The following is a 16,350-nucleotide window of genomic DNA, read 5'->3' as shown; positions in this document are numbered from 1 at the left end:
TATAGCGGTAAGCGCTTGAGTGAGATACAGACCAAGCTTTGCCTAGCATGGTTTATAGCTTGTGACACTGTACCTAATACGACTGCACACCGCTATAAGCTAGTGAGGTACACATATTTTTCTTCCCTTTTGACTTTTGCCGTTCGGCTGAGCTCACGGCCGAAGCCTCTTGCCTTTTGCCTTTTGCCTAAAACCCATAACTTTTGTACCTCAGCAGACTGAAAAACGCTATAGTTCTGACCGTTAGAACTGGAGTTCCATAAGAATCAATTCCCTAAACTGAATTATCCAGCTTTGATTGTGTGTAGTAATAGCCGTCAAAAAAATGCAGACAAGCGTTAAGCTCGCTGATAAATTTTTGTTTGGCTTGACACATAACAAACCCTTCCCAAAAAAGCAACTGTTTGATAGAATTATTTTTCGGCAATATTTTCATTTTTTTTTGTCTAGTTTAGGGCAGTTTTTTCTTAAAATAATTACCCACGCTTGACAAATATACCCAAGCTTTTTGGGGAAAGTTGGACAAATAAACAAGCTCTAGTTTAAAAGACTTTTTTGTATAGTGACAAAACTTAATCAAGACAGTTACAAAAGATAAAACTTAATAGTTCTGACCGTTAGAACTGGAGTTCCATAAGAATCAATTCCCTAAAAGGGGGAAATGGGGTAAATGGGACAAGGAAATTCATCCCTACACCAAGGTCTTTTTGCTTTGCTGCTATAAAAGTGTCACCCGTGCGACCCAAAAACAAACTCAGGTTTGAAAAAGACACAAAATTACACTTAGATAAACATATAATATGTTTATCTAAAGGAGTATCATTAATTTTTATCAATCACCTACAATCACGGGTGGGAGCTAATCACAGGATGAAAATGGACAACTATCTGTCTAAAATTGGACAATTCTACCCTATAAAATTTTTAAATTTAAAACCGATTCATATATATGGATAATTTAATCACCACTGGAAAAGCTTGGGATTGGCTTCGGGTTAGCCTTAAGACTCTACATTCTTGGAACAAACAGGTTAAAATTTTTTCAATTCTTACCCATGATGCTCATAGTAGGACAAAAGTGTACAAATACCTGTCTAAAGGTGGACAATTATACCCCAATAAATTTTCTTTTAGCGTTTCCTAAGCTAGTGAGGTACAACTATTTTTCTTCCCTTTTGCCTTTTGCCTTTGTGCCTTTATGCCTTTTGCCTAAAACCCATAACTTTTGTACCTCAACAGACTGAAAAATCCTATAATTTAAAACCGAGTTATATCTATGGATAACCTAATCACTATTCGAGAAGCCTCGGATTTGCTGGGAGTTAGCATTAAAACTCTCCGACGCTGGGAACAACAGGGTAAAATTAGCTCAATTCGTACCCCCGGTGGTCATCGCCGCTATCGACGGGAAGCTCTCTTACAATCTGGTCAAGCAACCCGATACATTATTGGCTATGCTCGTGTTAATCGACCTGAACAACAACAACAATTAGAAGCTCAGATAAAAGCGCTAGAAGAATTTTGTAGTCAGCAGGGTCAACCCTTTGAAATTCTCACCGATATCGGCAACGGAGTCAGCCACAATCACCCTAATCTTATGCGTCTAGTGCAGATGATGTGTGACGGTGGGTTGGAACGTCTAGTTTTAATCCATCCGGAAAGTGTTGGCCGCTTTTGTCATGATTTTATTTGGGGTTTGTGCGGTTTCTTTAAAATCCAAGTCATTCTCCTCAATCGATCCCATGAATTCATTGGTGCTGAGGATTTAGTGGAGGATCTGCAAGCCCTGATCACCATCTGTTACAATCGTCTCTACCCACTACATAACCCAGATCATCAGCAATTACTGGAATACCTAGAGATGCTTAAGAATGTCCGCTGACGGCGATAATAACTCCACATTGACTTTTCATGAAACTAGAAACTACGGCGATTAAACGGATTCTCGATGCTAACCTTGACCGGGCCAGAGAAGGACTGCGAATTATCGAAGAATGGTGTCGTTTTGGCTTAGATAATCCCGATTTAGCCCAAGAATGTAAAGAAATGCGCCATCAGTTGGCTAGTTGGCACTCGATCGATCTGAAACTACATCGGGACACGGCCGGGGATATCGGTAGGGATTTAAGCCATCCCAGGGAAGAAATCCGGGAGACTGTCGAGGGACTGCTGCAGGCCAATCTGGCTCGCGTACAGGAGGCTTTCAGGGTTTTAGAAGAATACGGTAAACTCTATGATCTGGAGCTAGGGATAGCCTGTAAACGGCTGCGCTATCGGGTTTATCAGCTAGAGAGTAAACTATTAATCTCTCCACCCCTAGAAAAACTGCAAGCATCTCCTCTCTATTTAGTCACTTCTCCCGCCGAAAATCTGCTAGAAATCGTCGAATTGGCCCTAAAAGGGGGTTTAAAATTGGTGCAGTACCGCCATAAAACCGCCGCTGATACGATTCGTTTAGAAGAAGCCGCTAAACTGTGTGAGTTATGCCACCGTTACGATGCTTTGTTTATTATGAACGATCGCGTCGATATTGCTCAGGCCATTCATGCCGATGGTGTTCACCTCGGTCAACAGGATGTACCGATTTCCCTAGCGCGGCAATTTCTCGGCCCCGGGGCAATTATCGGTCGGTCCACCACTAATCCCCAAGAGATGGCCAAAGCAATCCAAGAAAAGGCCGATTATGTGGGAGTGGGGCCGGTTTATGCCACCCCCACGAAAGCGGGAAAAACCCCGGCAGGATTGGAATATGTGCGTTATGCGCGGGAAAATTGCCCTTTACCCTGGTTTGCGATCGGTGGTATTGATAGTAATAACATTAAAGAGGTTTTAGAGGCAGGAGCGCAACGGGTGGCTGTAGTCCGGGCGATCATGGAAGCGCAGCATCCCGATGTGGTGACACAACAATTATTAAACCAATTAGGGCTGGCTGAATAAATCTTATCCACGAGACTGGGTTTCAGCGATTTTGGGGTTCTTCAAGTAAATCGCAAGTAGGGATTGGAGTTGAGGCTTTTCTCGTCCGCAGCAATCGGGGACTGAGGGGGGAAGACCATATAACAAATCCTTACTTTCTTCATAACTTTAGATTAATTAAGATAATGTTACAAAACTTTATGAAAAAGCCGTAGTATGATAATTTACGCCAGTAAAGCGAACACAATAAGGAGCAACACCCATAATGCAGTCGGCCGAGATGTTGCTGACAGTCCCCAAAGAGTATTTAAAACCACCGGGGGGCTTCAACCCAAACGTTACCATGTTTTTTAGTGCCTTGAGCCTAATAACCCTATCTACCTGTGGCTATTGGCTATGGTCTTGGCCCGACTGGATTTGTTTTAGTGCTAATGTCCTCGCTTTACATTTATCGGGGACAGTTATCCACGATGCCTCTCATAATTCTGCCCATAGCAATCGGATATTTAATGCTATTTTAGGTCATGGCAGTGCTTTAATGCTCGGTTTTGCCTTTCCGGTCTTCACGAGAGTCCATTTACAGCACCACGCGCACGTTAACGATCCCGAAAATGATCCGGATCATTTTGTCTCCACTGGTGGCCCTTTGTGGATGATTGCGGCCAGATTTTTTTATCACGAGATTTTCTTTTTTAAGCGGCAACTCTGGCGGAAATACGAACTGCTGGAATGGTTCCTCAGTCGTCTTTTTGTGGCTACCATAGTCATCGTCGCCTGTCAATACGGTTTTATTGGCTATGTGATGAATTTTTGGTTTGTTCCCGCTTTAGTGGTGGGAATTGCCCTCGGTTTATTTTTCGATTATCTCCCCCATCGTCCTTTCCAAGAGCGCAATCGTTGGAAAAATGCCCGCGTTTACCCCAGTTCCCTCTTAAATCTGCTGATTTTAGGCCAGAATTATCATCTCGTGCATCATCTCTGGCCGTCGATTCCTTGGTACAAATACCAACCGGCATACTATGCCACTAAACCGCTTTTAGATGCGAAAGAGTGTGAACAGTCTTTAGGTTTACTGCAAGGTAAGAATTTCTGGAGTTTCCTCTACGATGTCTTCTTGGGGATTCGCTTTCACTCCCATTCTTCTAAATCTAGCTCATAGCAGTTATCGTAATGGTGAGGTACAAGGTTTTCGTTTTGGCAAGTCGGGGGTCGATTTTATGAGAAACTCTGTATCTGTACTGGTTTTGTTGTCAACTTGATTTTTTGAAGGAGGATTTTATGGGTCAACATTGGGGAAAAGCCTTAATTTTAACAACAACTTTCTTGACAATTAACATCGATTATGCTAAGTCTTTAACCTTTGGTGAGGCCGTTGGTATTGGAGCGGGGGCTTTGTTAATCAACCGGGCGGTACAAGATAATAGACAACGTTATCGATTTGTGCCACCAGAGCAAGAATTTCAGCGCGGACTAGAGGACGGGTTTAACTTTGCCCGCTATGATAATCCGCGCAATTCCAGAGACTACGATGACGGTTTTATCGAGGGACGAAGACGGCGGGAGTCGGGTTGGTCCAGTCCCAATCGGAGAGGTTGATTATTTTTTCGGTCTGCGTCCCACTTCGGCGGTTTCTTGAATGGAAAAGATCCTCAATTTGCCGTCGATGGGAGCGACTTTAGCCACCGCTTCCGATGCCACTATATAGTTATCACCCTCGGTGTTGGTAATATTGACTACCCGCTCGCGAGTGATCATCGCCATCTCGTTATTTGCAAGAATATCCACATCCCAATTCTCAGAAAGAACCTCCATACTTTTAATATTTTTGTAGGATTCCTCTAAAAATATTTTATGTTCCGTGATGCCATTTAACTCAAAAATTTCGGTACTAGCATCGGTTTTAATGGTCAATTGCGAGGAAATAAACGGGGCATAGTGTTTGAGGATTAGGGCGATATTTTTATCTTTAATAGCAGTTTCAATGTCTTGAATCATTGCTTTAATTTCCGCTTCCTTGATTGTTTGTCCCCCATCGCGATTACTCGATTGTTTCACTGGCACTATCGAGGGATTAGCATGGACAAAAGGGGGGGAGATGCCAGGGAGAAGGGATAAACCGAGCAATAGAACAATTAATTGGGGAGAACGCATAATTTAATAAACTTGGTAAATTCAACCCGAATCATAGCATTTTCTCGTTACCGAATAAATCCTCAAGCTGAAAGTCCCTGGTTAGGGAAGCTAAGAGAGCAAAATTCTGGCTGTGCAAAGTCTAGGTTGATCCTTTAGCTATTTTGGGCTTGATATTTCCAGAATAACAGGGGTATGATCGCTAGGTTTTTCTTGTTTCCTGGGTTCTCGATCAATCAGACAATTAACGGCTTTTTCGTATAGCTGAGGAGTTAAATAAAGATGATCAATTCGCCAACCTCGGTTACGAGCAAAACCGCCGCTGCGATAATCCCACCAACTATAATGTCCCTCGGCCGAGGTGAATTTTCTAAAGGCATCTTGTAAACCAATTTCTAAGACCTTTTCTAAAGCTTCTCTTTCTTTAGCTGAAGACATAATATGATTTTCTTTGCCTTTGGGATCATAAATATCTTTATCTTCTAAGGCAATATTAAAATCACCACAGATACATAATTCTTCCGGTTGAGAATTAATAATTTTATCTAGATATTTCCTAAGAGTTTCTAACCATTTAAGCTTATAAATATACTTGTCACTATCTAGGGAAGAACCATTAGGAACGTAGAGATTGATAATCCTAATATCGCCGATTACTCCAGTAATTACCCGTTTCTGTTCGTCTAGTTCTCCCGTTAAATTTTCGCCGATAATTGGACTAAATCCCACAGTGATATCCTCCAGGGGTTTTTGGCTAAAAATCGCCACACCATTATAGGCTTTTTGTCCAGAAATATAGAGATGATAACCCAAAGATTCAAAAGCTTCTCTGGGAAAATCTCGATCGATTACCTTGGTTTCTTGCAAGCACAAAACCTCAACGGGATTGAGTTGTAACCAGTTAATTACCTGCTCTTGTCGGCTGCGAATCGAGTTGACATTCCATGTGGCGATTTTCATAGCTAAAAACCGAGAATTTTTCTCACACTTCCTCAGCAAAACTACTGCGACGCACAAACTCAAAGGGACCGGCGATCGAACCCCAGACTAATTGATCGGTTTCGGGATCTAAACCGCGATCAACGCTAATTAATCCCCGTTCACTAATTTCAAAACTATTATCTAAATAAGTCATTCTATCTTTGCGAAAGACTAAACATTGTTTACCCGGTTTCACCACCCCTTTAAAACTGTTACCTGTCCAAGTGACATTCATATCACAACCCAGCATCGGTTCTAATAAGTCTAAGGTGAGATTTTTGAGACGCTGGGGTTCTCTAGAAGCACCAAAAAAGTTAGCTTCCTCTTTAACTTTAAAGTTTTCTAGTTCAATATGATCATCGACTACCGATAATTTAAATACTCGCAAACGATAGGGAGTATTGAGCATAAAATCGTAGGCCTGTTCTAAAAACAAACTGGTTCCCTTCAGTAATTCATCGGGTAAAGGACGCATACACACGCGAATATGGGCAAAAAAAGGCGGATTAGCAAAAGCTTGTTCTTGATTACTAAAATCCGCCGCCATCCAGCGCGCTAGGGTTTTTAGATCCGTGGAATGAGTCATAATTTTTGAGATGTGAATGGCTATTAGCTATCAGCCATCAGCTAGTTAATCGCTCTGATAAGTTTTCACTGATTACTGATAACTATGGCCCGATAATTGTTATTGTGCGATTACTTTAATTTCGATATCGGCACTCACTTCGGGATGGAGTTTGACTTGTACTTTATAGACTCCCAATTGACCGATATCGGGGACGGTAAGACCACGGCGATCGATTTCTAATTTAGCATTTTCTAGAATAACCGTAGCCACATCTTGACTGGTGACAGTACCGAAAATTGCCTCGTTTTCACCCACCTGTTTAGGGATGGTGTAGGGACTGAGTTTTTCGATCGCAGTTTTTCTGGTTTCCGCTTCTTGTTTTTCAGCGAGGAGACGTTGACGCTCTTTTTCTTTCCTAAATTCTGCCTGTTTAATCGCGCCCTTGGTGGCTAAAACGGCCACACCTTGGGGGATAAGGTAATTGCGCGCATAACCGGGGGCCACTTCCACCACATCGCCATTTTCACCTAATTTGCTGACTTTTTGATTGAGGATAACCTGCATTCGTTTCGCCATGATCTTGACCTAAAACAATAGTTCCAAAACCCCTATCATACCATGCAATCGTCAAGTGTTGATCACAAGTTAGTTATTGCCGGCGGCGATGATCTGGGTTAATAGGGGGCCGATTGCCTGAAAGGCCGAGGGTAAAACCGCTACGGTGGCGGCCGCGATAATAATTGTCGTGGCTAATCTCAGCACTTTCTCGGAGGCTTTTTCGTAGGTGTCAAATTTATAGTCGAGCTTGTCTAATCTTTGGTCTATTTCCTGAAAGCGTTGGTCTATTTCCTCAAAACGTTGGTCTATCGCTTCAAAACGTTGATTTACTGCTGTTTGGAAGCTTTTCAATTCGTTGAGAACATCGGTTAGGGTGGGTTCTTGAGTGGACATGGTGACACCTAGGGGAATTTGATCGCCTAGCACAATTATAACCTTAAGTCAAGCTTTTTTGATAAAAATTAACTTTTTTGTCGGTAATATTTTGACCTTGTTCAAGTGTTGGAGACAACCAGTATTTCTATTCTAATAAGGTCTCTTTAATTGTTGTTAAGACTTTGCTATCTTTGACCATCCAAGCATGAAGCAATACGGGAATCGAAATTTCTTTGCCCACCGATAAACGGGAACTATGGGCGGGAAATATCATTAAATCGTAGGGAGTCCAGATAATTGTGGTTTTAATTTTATTTAAAATTTGTTGACAATCTTGATTTAAATCCTCTAGAAATTGACTCCCCGGCTGCATTTGTCTAATCCCATCTAAGGGTAAACTATACGCGGTTAAAGTGCCTCGATTCGGGGCAGAAATATTTAGGTAACGTTGCACTCTTGCCACCCCTCCTAATCTTTGCAGGTAGTAGCGGGTAATTAATCCTCCCATACTAAACCCAATCAGATCTACTTTCTGCTCTTTAGCAAAGTTTTTCTCGATATAATTGTCCACCTGACCGGCTAAAACTTCTAACTTTTCGTAACCATGATTGGGAATTAGGTTAAAACTATGCACCTGCCAACCATGATAGTTTAAATACTCGCTCATCGGTTTAAAAACAGCCGTAGTGTCCAGAAAACCATGCACCAAAACAACGGGATTCATAGATGAGGTTTTATCCTTGAATTCTGAATCTATTCTAACAAATGATCGGGGTAATGAGCGAAAAATTTTTGGGGAGAGCCTATCTAAGTATCTAAGCACAATTAATTACACATCTAAGCCACTACTCCGTCAGACTTCTGCTGTGATCAGTAAACAGTGAACTGAAAACTCAAATCCGATCCCTAATAGCTGTATCCCTTATCCCGTATCCTGTCTCATGTCTCCTGACGACCGTCTCCTGTCTCCTGACGACCGTCTCCTGACGACCGTCTCGACTAGGAAATTAATTTTGCACGACTACTTACTAGGTACGGCTGCCGGCAACTTCTAAGGATTAGGGAAAAAACCAAAAAGTTTAGCGGCACCTCCTAAAATAGCGACCACCAATGCTATCAGAATCCCTCGATTGGTGAATTCCTGATAGGCAACCCTTGCAGTTAATCCATTGATTTTTTCGTCTAAAGCTTTAATATCTCCCTTGAGTTCGGCCTGTCCTATTTCTACTTTAGTTAACCGGTCTTCTATCTTGTCAAATCTCTCGTCAATACGGTTTTCCAGAGAGTCGATTTTCTCATCAATACGTTTTTCCAGAGAGTCGATTTTCTCGTCAATACGTTTTTCCAGAGAGTCGATTTTCTCGTCAAGGCGTTTTTCCAGAGAGTCGATTTTCCCCTCAATCCTTGTCAGGACAGCTTCTAGGGAATAAGTGACAGTTTCGTTAGACATTTTGAGCAACTCCAAAAGTCAAATCTTCAGGGGTAAATGCTGGAGGCTATATTTTACGGAAAAATCAGGGGTCTATAGGCGGACACGGATTCCCATTATAAGAAAATTATAAGTCAAGACTTGAGTTTTTGTCAAGCTTTTTTTTGACGGCAATCAATGGCAAGAATTTCGGGGAAGTATTTAGCCACCGATGCCTAACCGTCCCGCTAAACTAGGGCTTAAAGGAATCAGAGTCGCCAACATTAAAAAGAGTAGTAATAAACCCCAACCGGCGCGGGTGTCATCGGGTTCGGTTAACTCGTTTAAACTCGGTCTTTCCAACTCTCTTTGTAAAAAAGCGACTAAAATTGTCCAATAGAGAGGAATGGGATTACTGGGATTAACTAAGGAAATAATGCCCAAAATGACCAAAGTGGCCACAGTGGTGCGGCGGGCAATTTTGCGACCATAAATAGCCTGAACAATTCTGCCACCATCTAACTGTCCGGCGGGCAGTAAATTAAGGGCGGTAATCACCAATCCCAACCAACCGATAACAGTTAAAGGATGGACGGAGATAACGGCATTTTGTAACTCGTCGCCCAAAACTATCCGCGCTAAAGAACCCACTAAAATTGAACTTTGGAAAAAGGTACTAGGGATTTGAAAAAGGCTGGCCGAATTAGATAAAGTCAGTCCAACGATTAACAAGATTAAAGAAACCAAACCTCCCAAAGCAGGACCGGCGAAAGCTATATCAAATAGAACACTGCGGTTAGGTAATAAAGATTCAAAACGAGTAATTGCCCCAAAAGAACCAATCTGCCAAGTGGGAAGAAAATAGGGTAAACTGAGACGAATATTATGGCGTTTAGCGATAATTAGATGACCGATTTCGTGGGCAATTAATACCGACCATAAACCCAAACTCAGGGGAATCGCTTCTTGATACCTCTGCCAATTACTAAACAAATCAAAACCCAATAAAATTCCCGCCGCTTCTAAGCTGGTGACAATGGTGGCTACTAACAAAACTAAAGAGAGATTTTTTTGAGCAAGAGTGGCAGGACTAGGCTCGTTAGTTTTGGGAAGGATAATTACCACAGGTTTTTCCTCGGTTCCTTCCACCAGAAATAAACGATATTTATCGCCAAAATGATCGCTTAATTTCTGGTTTAAGCGAGAGTGAACGATATCTGGTTCTCCCCGTAAATTGCCTTTAAAAATTGCCCCTTCCTGAAAAGAGATAGTCTCGGTGGCAAAAAAAGTATCTATCCCAAAAATACTCTGAATAACTTTTAAATCCTCTTCGGGAATTGGAATCACATCCGGTACAATTGCTGTCACCGATGCCGGGATTTCTAGAGGAGTAACGGACTCGCTAACTGCCGGGTTAACTTTCGGTTCAATTATCTGATTGGTTTTCAGTAAGCGTAAACGGTTGCCCAAATAAATATAGATAATGGTGGAAGCAACCAGTAAAAAGAGAATTACCGCTAGATTGAGATAAATTCCCGCCGCAAATAGCCCGAAAAAAATTAACCAAGGAGCTATTAAGACCAAGGATTGTAACCAAGCTAAAATTCCCAGTTGGCCGTAGGGTTTAGCCCGATAAAAACTCCAAGTCAAGATAGCGCCAGCGACGAGGAAAATAACAGCGATCGCGGCAATTTCCGAAGAAATATTAACCATAGGAAAGTCAAAATCAATAGGTTTTTATCAATCAATTTGATTATAAGCTTGCAGGGCAGCCCGTAATTGACCCCGATGCTTTTGTAACAATTCTTGTCCTGCCGCCGCCGAAAGTCCCGTTTTCTGCATTAACAAAGCCAGTTTAACCCGGCGGCCACTTTTTTCCAGTAAAATTGCCGCTTCCTGGCGACTAACATCGGTAAGGTTGCAGATAATCCGCAGGGCGCGGTCATGGAGTTTATGATTAGTAACTGCCACATCGACCATCTGGTTGCCGTAAACCTTGCCTAACATTACCATTGTCCCTGTGGAGAGGATATTTAAAGCCATTTTCGTCACCGTTCCCGCTTTCAGCCGTGTGGAGCCGGCCAAAAGTTCCGGTCCGGTCAATAACCGGATATCCACATCCACCGCGATCTCCACTTGTTCGGCGGGGACACAACTAATGGCAATCGTTGTCGCACCGCGCTGTTTTGCCGCCTGTAAAGCCCCGTGAACGTAGGGGGTTGTCCCCCCGGCGGTAATCCCCACTACCACGTCTAATTCGTGAATTTCTCGCTGGGCAATAATCGTCGCCCCATCTTCCGCTTTATCCTCCAAATCTTCGGAACTACGCACCAGCGCCGCCGCTCCACCGGCAATAATTCCCTGTACCAATTCCGGGGGAGTGCAGAAGGTGGGAGGACATTCGGCCGCGTCCAAAACCCCCAGCCGGCCACTGGTTCCCGCCCCAATGTAAAAGAGTCTGCCACCTTTAGCCAGAGCTTGACCGGTCAGAGAGATCGCTAGGGCCAATTCTTGCCGGGCCATGGCGATCGCCTTCAGGGTTTGGGCATCCTCGCGATTGAAGATATCCACCAATTCGAGCGGGTTTAATTGGTCTAAATTTAGGCTGTTTGGGTTAATTTGTTCGGTTAACAGGTGTCCTCTGCTTTCCCACTGTTCCATAACGGTTTAATTGAGCTTTTCGTAAGATTATTTTCAGTATATAGCCAATCGGTGGGTAAAAAGCTTGACAATTGCCGCCCGAATATTAGATAATAGTAAATTGTGTCAATTCCTGCTCGGATCAGGTGAAGACATTAGCACAAAAGCTGGAATTTTTTTCAGCTACCTGTACGGCAAAACGAGCGCAGAAAATTTATGAGTTACGCAATTATTGAGACCGGTGGCAAACAGATTCGGGTAGAACCCGGTCGCTATTACGATATCGAACTTCTTCCCGTCGATGAACAAAGTACCCATACCATCGACAAAGTGCTATTAATCCATGATGAGGATGATATTAGCATCGGTCAGCCCTTTATCGAAGGGGCCACCGTGGCAGGGACTGTCATGCAACATCGTCGGGGCAAAAAAGTTATTGTCTATAAAATGCGCCCGAAAAAGAAAACCCGTAAAAAACGCGGTCATCGTCAAGAAATTACCCGTTTTATGATTGATTCAATCAATTATAACGGTAAAACCCTAGTCGCCACTGCTGCTACCTCCGTCGCTGAAGTTGTAGAAGATAGTAGCGATGAAGAAGAATAACTTTTAGAATCAAAAAAGCATTTGGAGAGAAATTATGGCTCATAAGAAAGGTACGGGTAGTACCCGCAACGGACGCGATTCTCGTTCCCAGAGACTAGGCGTTAAGCGCTACGGTGGTCAAGTGGTAAAAGCGGGAAATATTCTCATCCGTCAACGGGGTACTAAAGTTCACCCGGGTAAAAATGTTGGTCGTGGTGGCGATGATACTTTATTCGCTTTAATTGATGGTGTGGTCAAATTTGAATACAAGGATAAAAGTCGCCGTCAAGTTAGCGTTTATCCCGCTGAAGTTAGCGCTAGTTAAGCACATTACTTCTGATTAATTTTTTCCCTGTAACCTCCTAATTCATCCTAGGGGGTTTTTCAAATAATTTATATCTGTTGACAGACTAGACCGAACACTCATGGATTAAAATAGTCCGAAAGTAGCTCGGAAAAGATGGACTCACCATGATTTTTAAAATTGCCGATATCTTCAAAAATTTGCCCTGGTCTTTCAATTCTACTGCCGAATTACCCTGGTTGGATCGCTCGCGAGCGGAAAAATCCCTGCAAAAAGCTCGTCAACAACGGCGAATTTCCGAACGAGAATATCAACTCCTCAACCATTGGCGAGAATTGGGTTATTGTATTGTCAAAGATTTAATTCCCGCAACGGCGATCGATAATTTAGTAGCAGAATTAGCCGATTTATTTTTCCTAGAATCGGCTATCCCTGGATTAAGAATTGAAGGCATTCAAGCAGAAAATTTACCAACGAGTTTAAGTCATGAACAGGTTTTAGCCCTAGATATCGAGCAAAGAAAAGCCTTAGTTAATTCTATTTGGCGACTCCATGCCTTTCATGAGATTTCCCCCGCTGCTCGAGCAATTTTTGACAATCAAAATCTGAGAGATTTAGTTAATTTAATTATTGGCAAATCCTGCGAACCGAGATATTCCATCAACTTCCTGCACGGTACAGAGCAGGGGCTGCACGAGGATATGGCAGTTTTTTATGTTCATCCTACTAATCATTTAGTCGGTGTTTGGATTGCCTTGGAAGATATTTCCGCCGATGCTGGCCCGCTAATTTTTTATCCTAAATCTCATAAAAATATCAAAGTAACTGACTTTTTTCCAGACTATCCCGCCATCAATCTGAAAAATATTACTGCCGATAAAATTCCCGAATACCAAGATTATGTTAACCGGCGCGCTCAGAATTATGACTGTCAATCATTTACTGCTAAAAAAGGAGAGATTCTTCTCTGGCACGGAATGTTAATTCACGGTGGTGGGAAGATTAATAATACCCTGCTAACCCGTAAATCGATGGTAATTCATTTTATTGCCGAGGGTGGCGATTACAACGATCGGGCTTTAGGTCCTTTTAATTGGTAAGATTAATTTACCACTCCTTCTAAAAAGGAAAAAGAGAGCCAACCCAGTCCCACGGCTGCCACCTATTCCTAGGCATAATACCCGTGGATGCCATTGCACTTTTGCCTGGGAAAAATCGGGGGAAAAAACGAGGTTGACTAAAATCAATCCAGAGATGATCGACCCCGATTAAATCGATTGCTGGTGGGTGGAAAGCAGGTATTTCCAACCAGACTACAATATTTTTACCGGTTGAAATTGTTCGCCTTCGTCCAGTTGCCAAGCTTGTAAATCGATCGCTTTCCCTGAAACTACAGAGACAATTAAATAAGTATATCCTGACCAGGCTAATTGGCGATCTATTTCCGAGGGAATGGCGGCATGATCGGGGTGGGAATGATAGATACCGATAATTTCTAGCTGGTTTTCCCGCGCCGATTTTTGAGCTTGTAAAAGCACTTCTGTGGCAATACTAAAGCGGTTTTTCCTATTACCTGACCAGTTATTTTCTGTGGTTTGCACGGTGATCACTTGGGCTGCTGTTTCGGTAATTTTTCCCAGGAGTAACCCACAACATTCTTCGGGATAGGTGGATTCTGCGTGGGTGAAAATGCGCTGGTAAATTTGGTCTGTAATCAGGATCATAATGGAAAATTTTCAAAACCTATTGATGTTAGTTTGCTTTGGATATAGGGAACTTTAAAACTGGGTGTATCTCAATTTGGTCGAAATATCTATAGGACATTTTGTCCGTACGCGATGCGCCCCTACCATTGGCTCCATAATATTATTGTAGTGGCCAATTGCCTTCGCTCTCTTTTAATAACTTCTGCATCGCTGACTCAGAAATAACTTATTCTTGGCCAGTTCCGGCCAATGTTAAATTTATTAATAGACTCTTTAACTTATTGTCCCCTAACCTTTGCACTGAACTGATAAATGTCGCTCGATTTTCGCAATCTTAATACACTTTGGGGTTCTATTTTAGTCGAAACATTGGCCCGTTTGGGATTGAAGATAGGGGTGGTTTCTCCCGGATCGCGATCGACTCCTTTAACGGTAGCCTTGGCAAGACATCCCCAGATTGAAGCTATTCCCATCTTAGACGAGCGCTCGGCCGCTTTTTTTGCCCTGGGATTAGCCAAACAATTATCTCAACCGGTGGTTTTAGTCTGCACTTCTGGCACTGCCACGGCTAATTTTTATCCCGCAGTCATTGAAGCAAAAGAAAGTCATGTCCCTTTATTAATTCTAACCGCCGATCGCCCCCCAGAATTGCGTCATGCTCACGCCGGTCAGACTATCGATCAAGTCAAACTCTACGGTAATTATCCCAACTGGCAAGCGGAAATTAGCTGTCCTAGTGCCAATATCGAGCGTTTACGCTATCTCCGTCAAACTATCATCCACGCGTGGTTGCGCTGTCTCGATCCTGTCCCCGGAGTGGTGCATCTGAACTTACCATTTCGGGAGCCCCTCGCACCAACTCCCGATCTAGAAATTAACAATTTAGAAGCTAATTTTGACCAAGAAGCTTTTTTTAGCCATATATCTCGGCAAAATATCCCTATTAACCACTCAATTCTCCAAATTAATTCTTTACCCTCCAAAGGAATTATCATCGCGGGATTAGCTTCCCCGCAAAACCCTGAAAGTTACTGTCAGGCGATCGCTAATTTAGCCCGATCGCAACAATATCCCGTCTTAGCGGAAGCTTTATCTCCTCTGCGAAACTATGCAGGGTTAAATCCCCATCTCATCACCACCTATGATTTATTATTGCGGAATCCTGCCCTTAGGACCCAATTAACCCCCGATGTTGTCCTGCAAATTGGCGAATTACCCACCAGCAAAGAATTACGGACCTGGTTAGAAGAAATCGACTGTCCGCGCTGGATTATCGATCCCCATCCCGATAATTACGATCCTCTACAGGGAAAAACCGGACATCTCAGGGTAAATATCGAGCAATTAGGGGATTTATTCCCAGATCAAACCCATAATAACCGAGAATATCGGCAATTATGGCAAAAATTCGACCAGCAAGCCAGATTAACCATCGATCGCCTTTTGGCAGCAGAAACTAAACTGATTGAAGGGAAAATCCCCTGGCTGCTCTCCCAATACCTCCCCCCCCGCACCCCGATCTTTATCTCTAATAGTATGCCTGTTCGCTATGCCGAGTTTTTTAACCCGCCTAGCGATCGCCAAATTCGTCCCTATTTTAACCGCGGGGCCAATGGCATCGACGGCAACCTCTCCACTGCGATAGGAATAGCTTATAAAAATGTCCCCAGTCTGCTATTAACGGGAGATTTAGCCCTATTACACGACACAAATGGTTTTTTAATCAAAAAATATTTTGTTGGCTCCTTGACCATAATTTTAATCAATAACAAGGGGGGAGGCATTTTCCAGATGTTGCCGATCGCCAAATTTGACCCTCCCTTTGAAGAATTTTTTGCCACTCCCCAAAATATCGACTTTTGCCAACTCTGTCGCACCTACGGTATCGATTACCATTTAATCAGCGATTGGACTGATTTTAAGCAAAAAATCGCAGTTTTGCCGGAATCAGGGATAAGATTACTAGAAATATCCTGCGATCGAGCTTTTAATGCTCAATGGTTCCTCAGTAATTATGTGTAGGGTGTGGGGAAGTAGGGTGTGGGGAAGTGGGGTGTGGGGTGTGGGGTGTGGGGTGTGGGGAGAATAAAGCTGCCTATTGCAAGAGTGCCTATTGCCTATCCTGATAGGTAGCATATACTCAACGGATTTAGTATTAATTCCCTTTTTCGAGAAAGTG

Annotated in this window: 18 protein-coding genes; 8 read left to right on the top strand and 10 right to left on the bottom strand. The window is 42.9% G+C overall.

The features are described 5' to 3' along the window. The first annotated feature begins 1,276 nt into the window (after nt 1–1,276). From O9334_RS22090 to O9334_RS22075, 4 genes are all read left to right on the top strand, one after another. Nucleotides 1,277–1,882 carry an IS607 family transposase gene (locus O9334_RS22090; protein ID WP_190380513.1) on the top strand — a complete coding sequence of 202 codons (606 nt, stop codon included), beginning with the start codon at nt 1,277–1,279 and terminating at the stop codon, nt 1,880–1,882. A gap of 29 nt (nt 1,883–1,911) precedes the next feature. After that, nucleotides 1,912–2,937 (top strand): thiamine phosphate synthase, encoded by a 1,026-nt coding sequence (locus O9334_RS22085; RefSeq protein WP_045358419.1) that lies wholly within the window; start codon nt 1,912–1,914, stop codon nt 2,935–2,937. A gap of 244 nt (nt 2,938–3,181) precedes the next feature. After that, the gene (gene crtR, locus O9334_RS22080) at nt 3,182–4,075 is read left to right on the top strand and encodes a beta-carotene hydroxylase (protein ID WP_045358418.1); all 894 of its coding nucleotides are present in this window, start codon (nt 3,182–3,184) and stop codon (nt 4,073–4,075) included. Nucleotides 4,076–4,194: 119 nt separating this feature from the next. Beyond that, nucleotides 4,195–4,512: a hypothetical protein gene (locus O9334_RS22075; RefSeq protein ID WP_002763627.1), complete on the top strand. Its 318-nt coding sequence runs from the start codon at nt 4,195–4,197 to the stop codon at nt 4,510–4,512. On the opposite strand, the gene O9334_RS22070 is transcribed toward O9334_RS22075, so the two are convergent. From O9334_RS22070 to murQ, 9 genes are all read right to left on the bottom strand, one after another. Continuing rightward, entirely contained in the window at nt 4,513–5,067 is a 555-nt protein-coding gene (locus tag O9334_RS22070; RefSeq protein ID WP_045358417.1) for a hypothetical protein, read from the bottom strand. It lies immediately after the preceding gene. 138 nt (nt 5,068–5,205) lie between these two features. Continuing rightward, nucleotides 5,206–6,006, bottom strand: coding sequence for an exodeoxyribonuclease III (gene xth, locus O9334_RS22065; protein ID WP_288002558.1), 801 nt, complete (start codon nt 6,004–6,006; stop codon nt 5,206–5,208). A gap of 22 nt (nt 6,007–6,028) precedes the next feature. Further along, entirely contained in the window at nt 6,029–6,613 is a 585-nt protein-coding gene (locus O9334_RS22060) for a chromophore lyase CpcT/CpeT (protein ID WP_288002555.1), read from the bottom strand. Between the two features lie 99 nt (nt 6,614–6,712). After that, on the bottom strand, nt 6,713–7,171 hold the full coding sequence (gene rplI, locus O9334_RS22055) for a 50S ribosomal protein L9 (RefSeq protein ID WP_045358414.1): 459 nt from the start codon (nt 7,169–7,171) through the stop codon (nt 6,713–6,715). Nucleotides 7,172–7,240: 69 nt separating this feature from the next. After that, entirely contained in the window at nt 7,241–7,579 is a 339-nt protein-coding gene (locus tag O9334_RS22050) for a ssr2422 family thylakoid membrane protein (RefSeq protein ID WP_045358413.1), read from the bottom strand. 94 nt (nt 7,580–7,673) lie between these two features. After that, complete coding sequence (locus tag O9334_RS22045; RefSeq protein WP_002800639.1) at nt 7,674–8,252, bottom strand: esterase/lipase family protein; 579 nt, start codon at nt 8,250–8,252, stop codon at nt 7,674–7,676. Between the two features lie 327 nt (nt 8,253–8,579). After that, a complete protein-coding gene (locus O9334_RS22040) occupies nt 8,580–8,978 on the bottom strand; it encodes a DUF4164 domain-containing protein (protein WP_002800640.1) in 399 nt (132 codons plus the stop codon). A gap of 180 nt (nt 8,979–9,158) precedes the next feature. Further along, nucleotides 9,159–10,649 carry a site-2 protease family protein gene (locus O9334_RS22035; RefSeq protein WP_288002552.1) on the bottom strand — a complete coding sequence of 497 codons (1,491 nt, stop codon included), beginning with the start codon at nt 10,647–10,649 and terminating at the stop codon, nt 9,159–9,161. Between the two features lie 27 nt (nt 10,650–10,676). Further along, nucleotides 10,677–11,597 (bottom strand): N-acetylmuramic acid 6-phosphate etherase, encoded by a 921-nt coding sequence (gene murQ, locus O9334_RS22030; protein WP_045358410.1) that lies wholly within the window; start codon nt 11,595–11,597, stop codon nt 10,677–10,679. Between the two features lie 195 nt (nt 11,598–11,792). Between murQ and rplU the strand changes: the two genes are divergently transcribed. The 3 genes from rplU (at nt 11,793) to O9334_RS22015 (ending at nt 13,565) form a co-directional block, all read left to right on the top strand. Further along, complete coding sequence (gene rplU, locus O9334_RS22025) at nt 11,793–12,182, top strand: 50S ribosomal protein L21 (RefSeq protein ID WP_045358409.1); 390 nt, start codon at nt 11,793–11,795, stop codon at nt 12,180–12,182. Between the two features lie 34 nt (nt 12,183–12,216). Then, nucleotides 12,217–12,486, top strand: a complete 270-nt coding sequence (gene rpmA, locus O9334_RS22020; RefSeq protein WP_002744094.1) for a 50S ribosomal protein L27 — start codon at nt 12,217–12,219, stop codon at nt 12,484–12,486. 146 nt (nt 12,487–12,632) lie between these two features. Next, nucleotides 12,633–13,565, top strand: a complete 933-nt coding sequence (locus O9334_RS22015; protein WP_288002548.1) for a phytanoyl-CoA dioxygenase family protein — start codon at nt 12,633–12,635, stop codon at nt 13,563–13,565. Between the two features lie 213 nt (nt 13,566–13,778). On the opposite strand, the gene O9334_RS22010 is transcribed toward O9334_RS22015, so the two are convergent. Further along, the gene (locus tag O9334_RS22010) at nt 13,779–14,189 is read right to left on the bottom strand and encodes a M67 family metallopeptidase (protein WP_045358407.1); all 411 of its coding nucleotides are present in this window, start codon (nt 14,187–14,189) and stop codon (nt 13,779–13,781) included. A 294-nt stretch (nt 14,190–14,483) separates the two neighbouring features. Here O9334_RS22010 and menD point away from each other — a divergent pair, with 294 nt between their 5' ends. Continuing rightward, the gene (gene menD / locus O9334_RS22005; RefSeq protein WP_288002545.1) at nt 14,484–16,193 is read left to right on the top strand and encodes a 2-succinyl-5-enolpyruvyl-6-hydroxy-3-cyclohexene-1-carboxylic-acid synthase; all 1,710 of its coding nucleotides are present in this window, start codon (nt 14,484–14,486) and stop codon (nt 16,191–16,193) included. Nucleotides 16,194–16,350: the final 157 nt, after the last annotated feature.

Origin of the sequence: Microcystis sp. LE19-8.1F (genome assembly GCF_027531715.1) — a bacterium.
In the GTDB taxonomy this organism is placed as follows: Bacteria; Cyanobacteriota; Cyanobacteriia; order Cyanobacteriales; family Microcystaceae; genus Microcystis; species Microcystis wesenbergii_A.
Note: the sequence above shows the minus strand (reverse complement) of the source record. Positions and strands in the feature narration are given on the sequence as shown.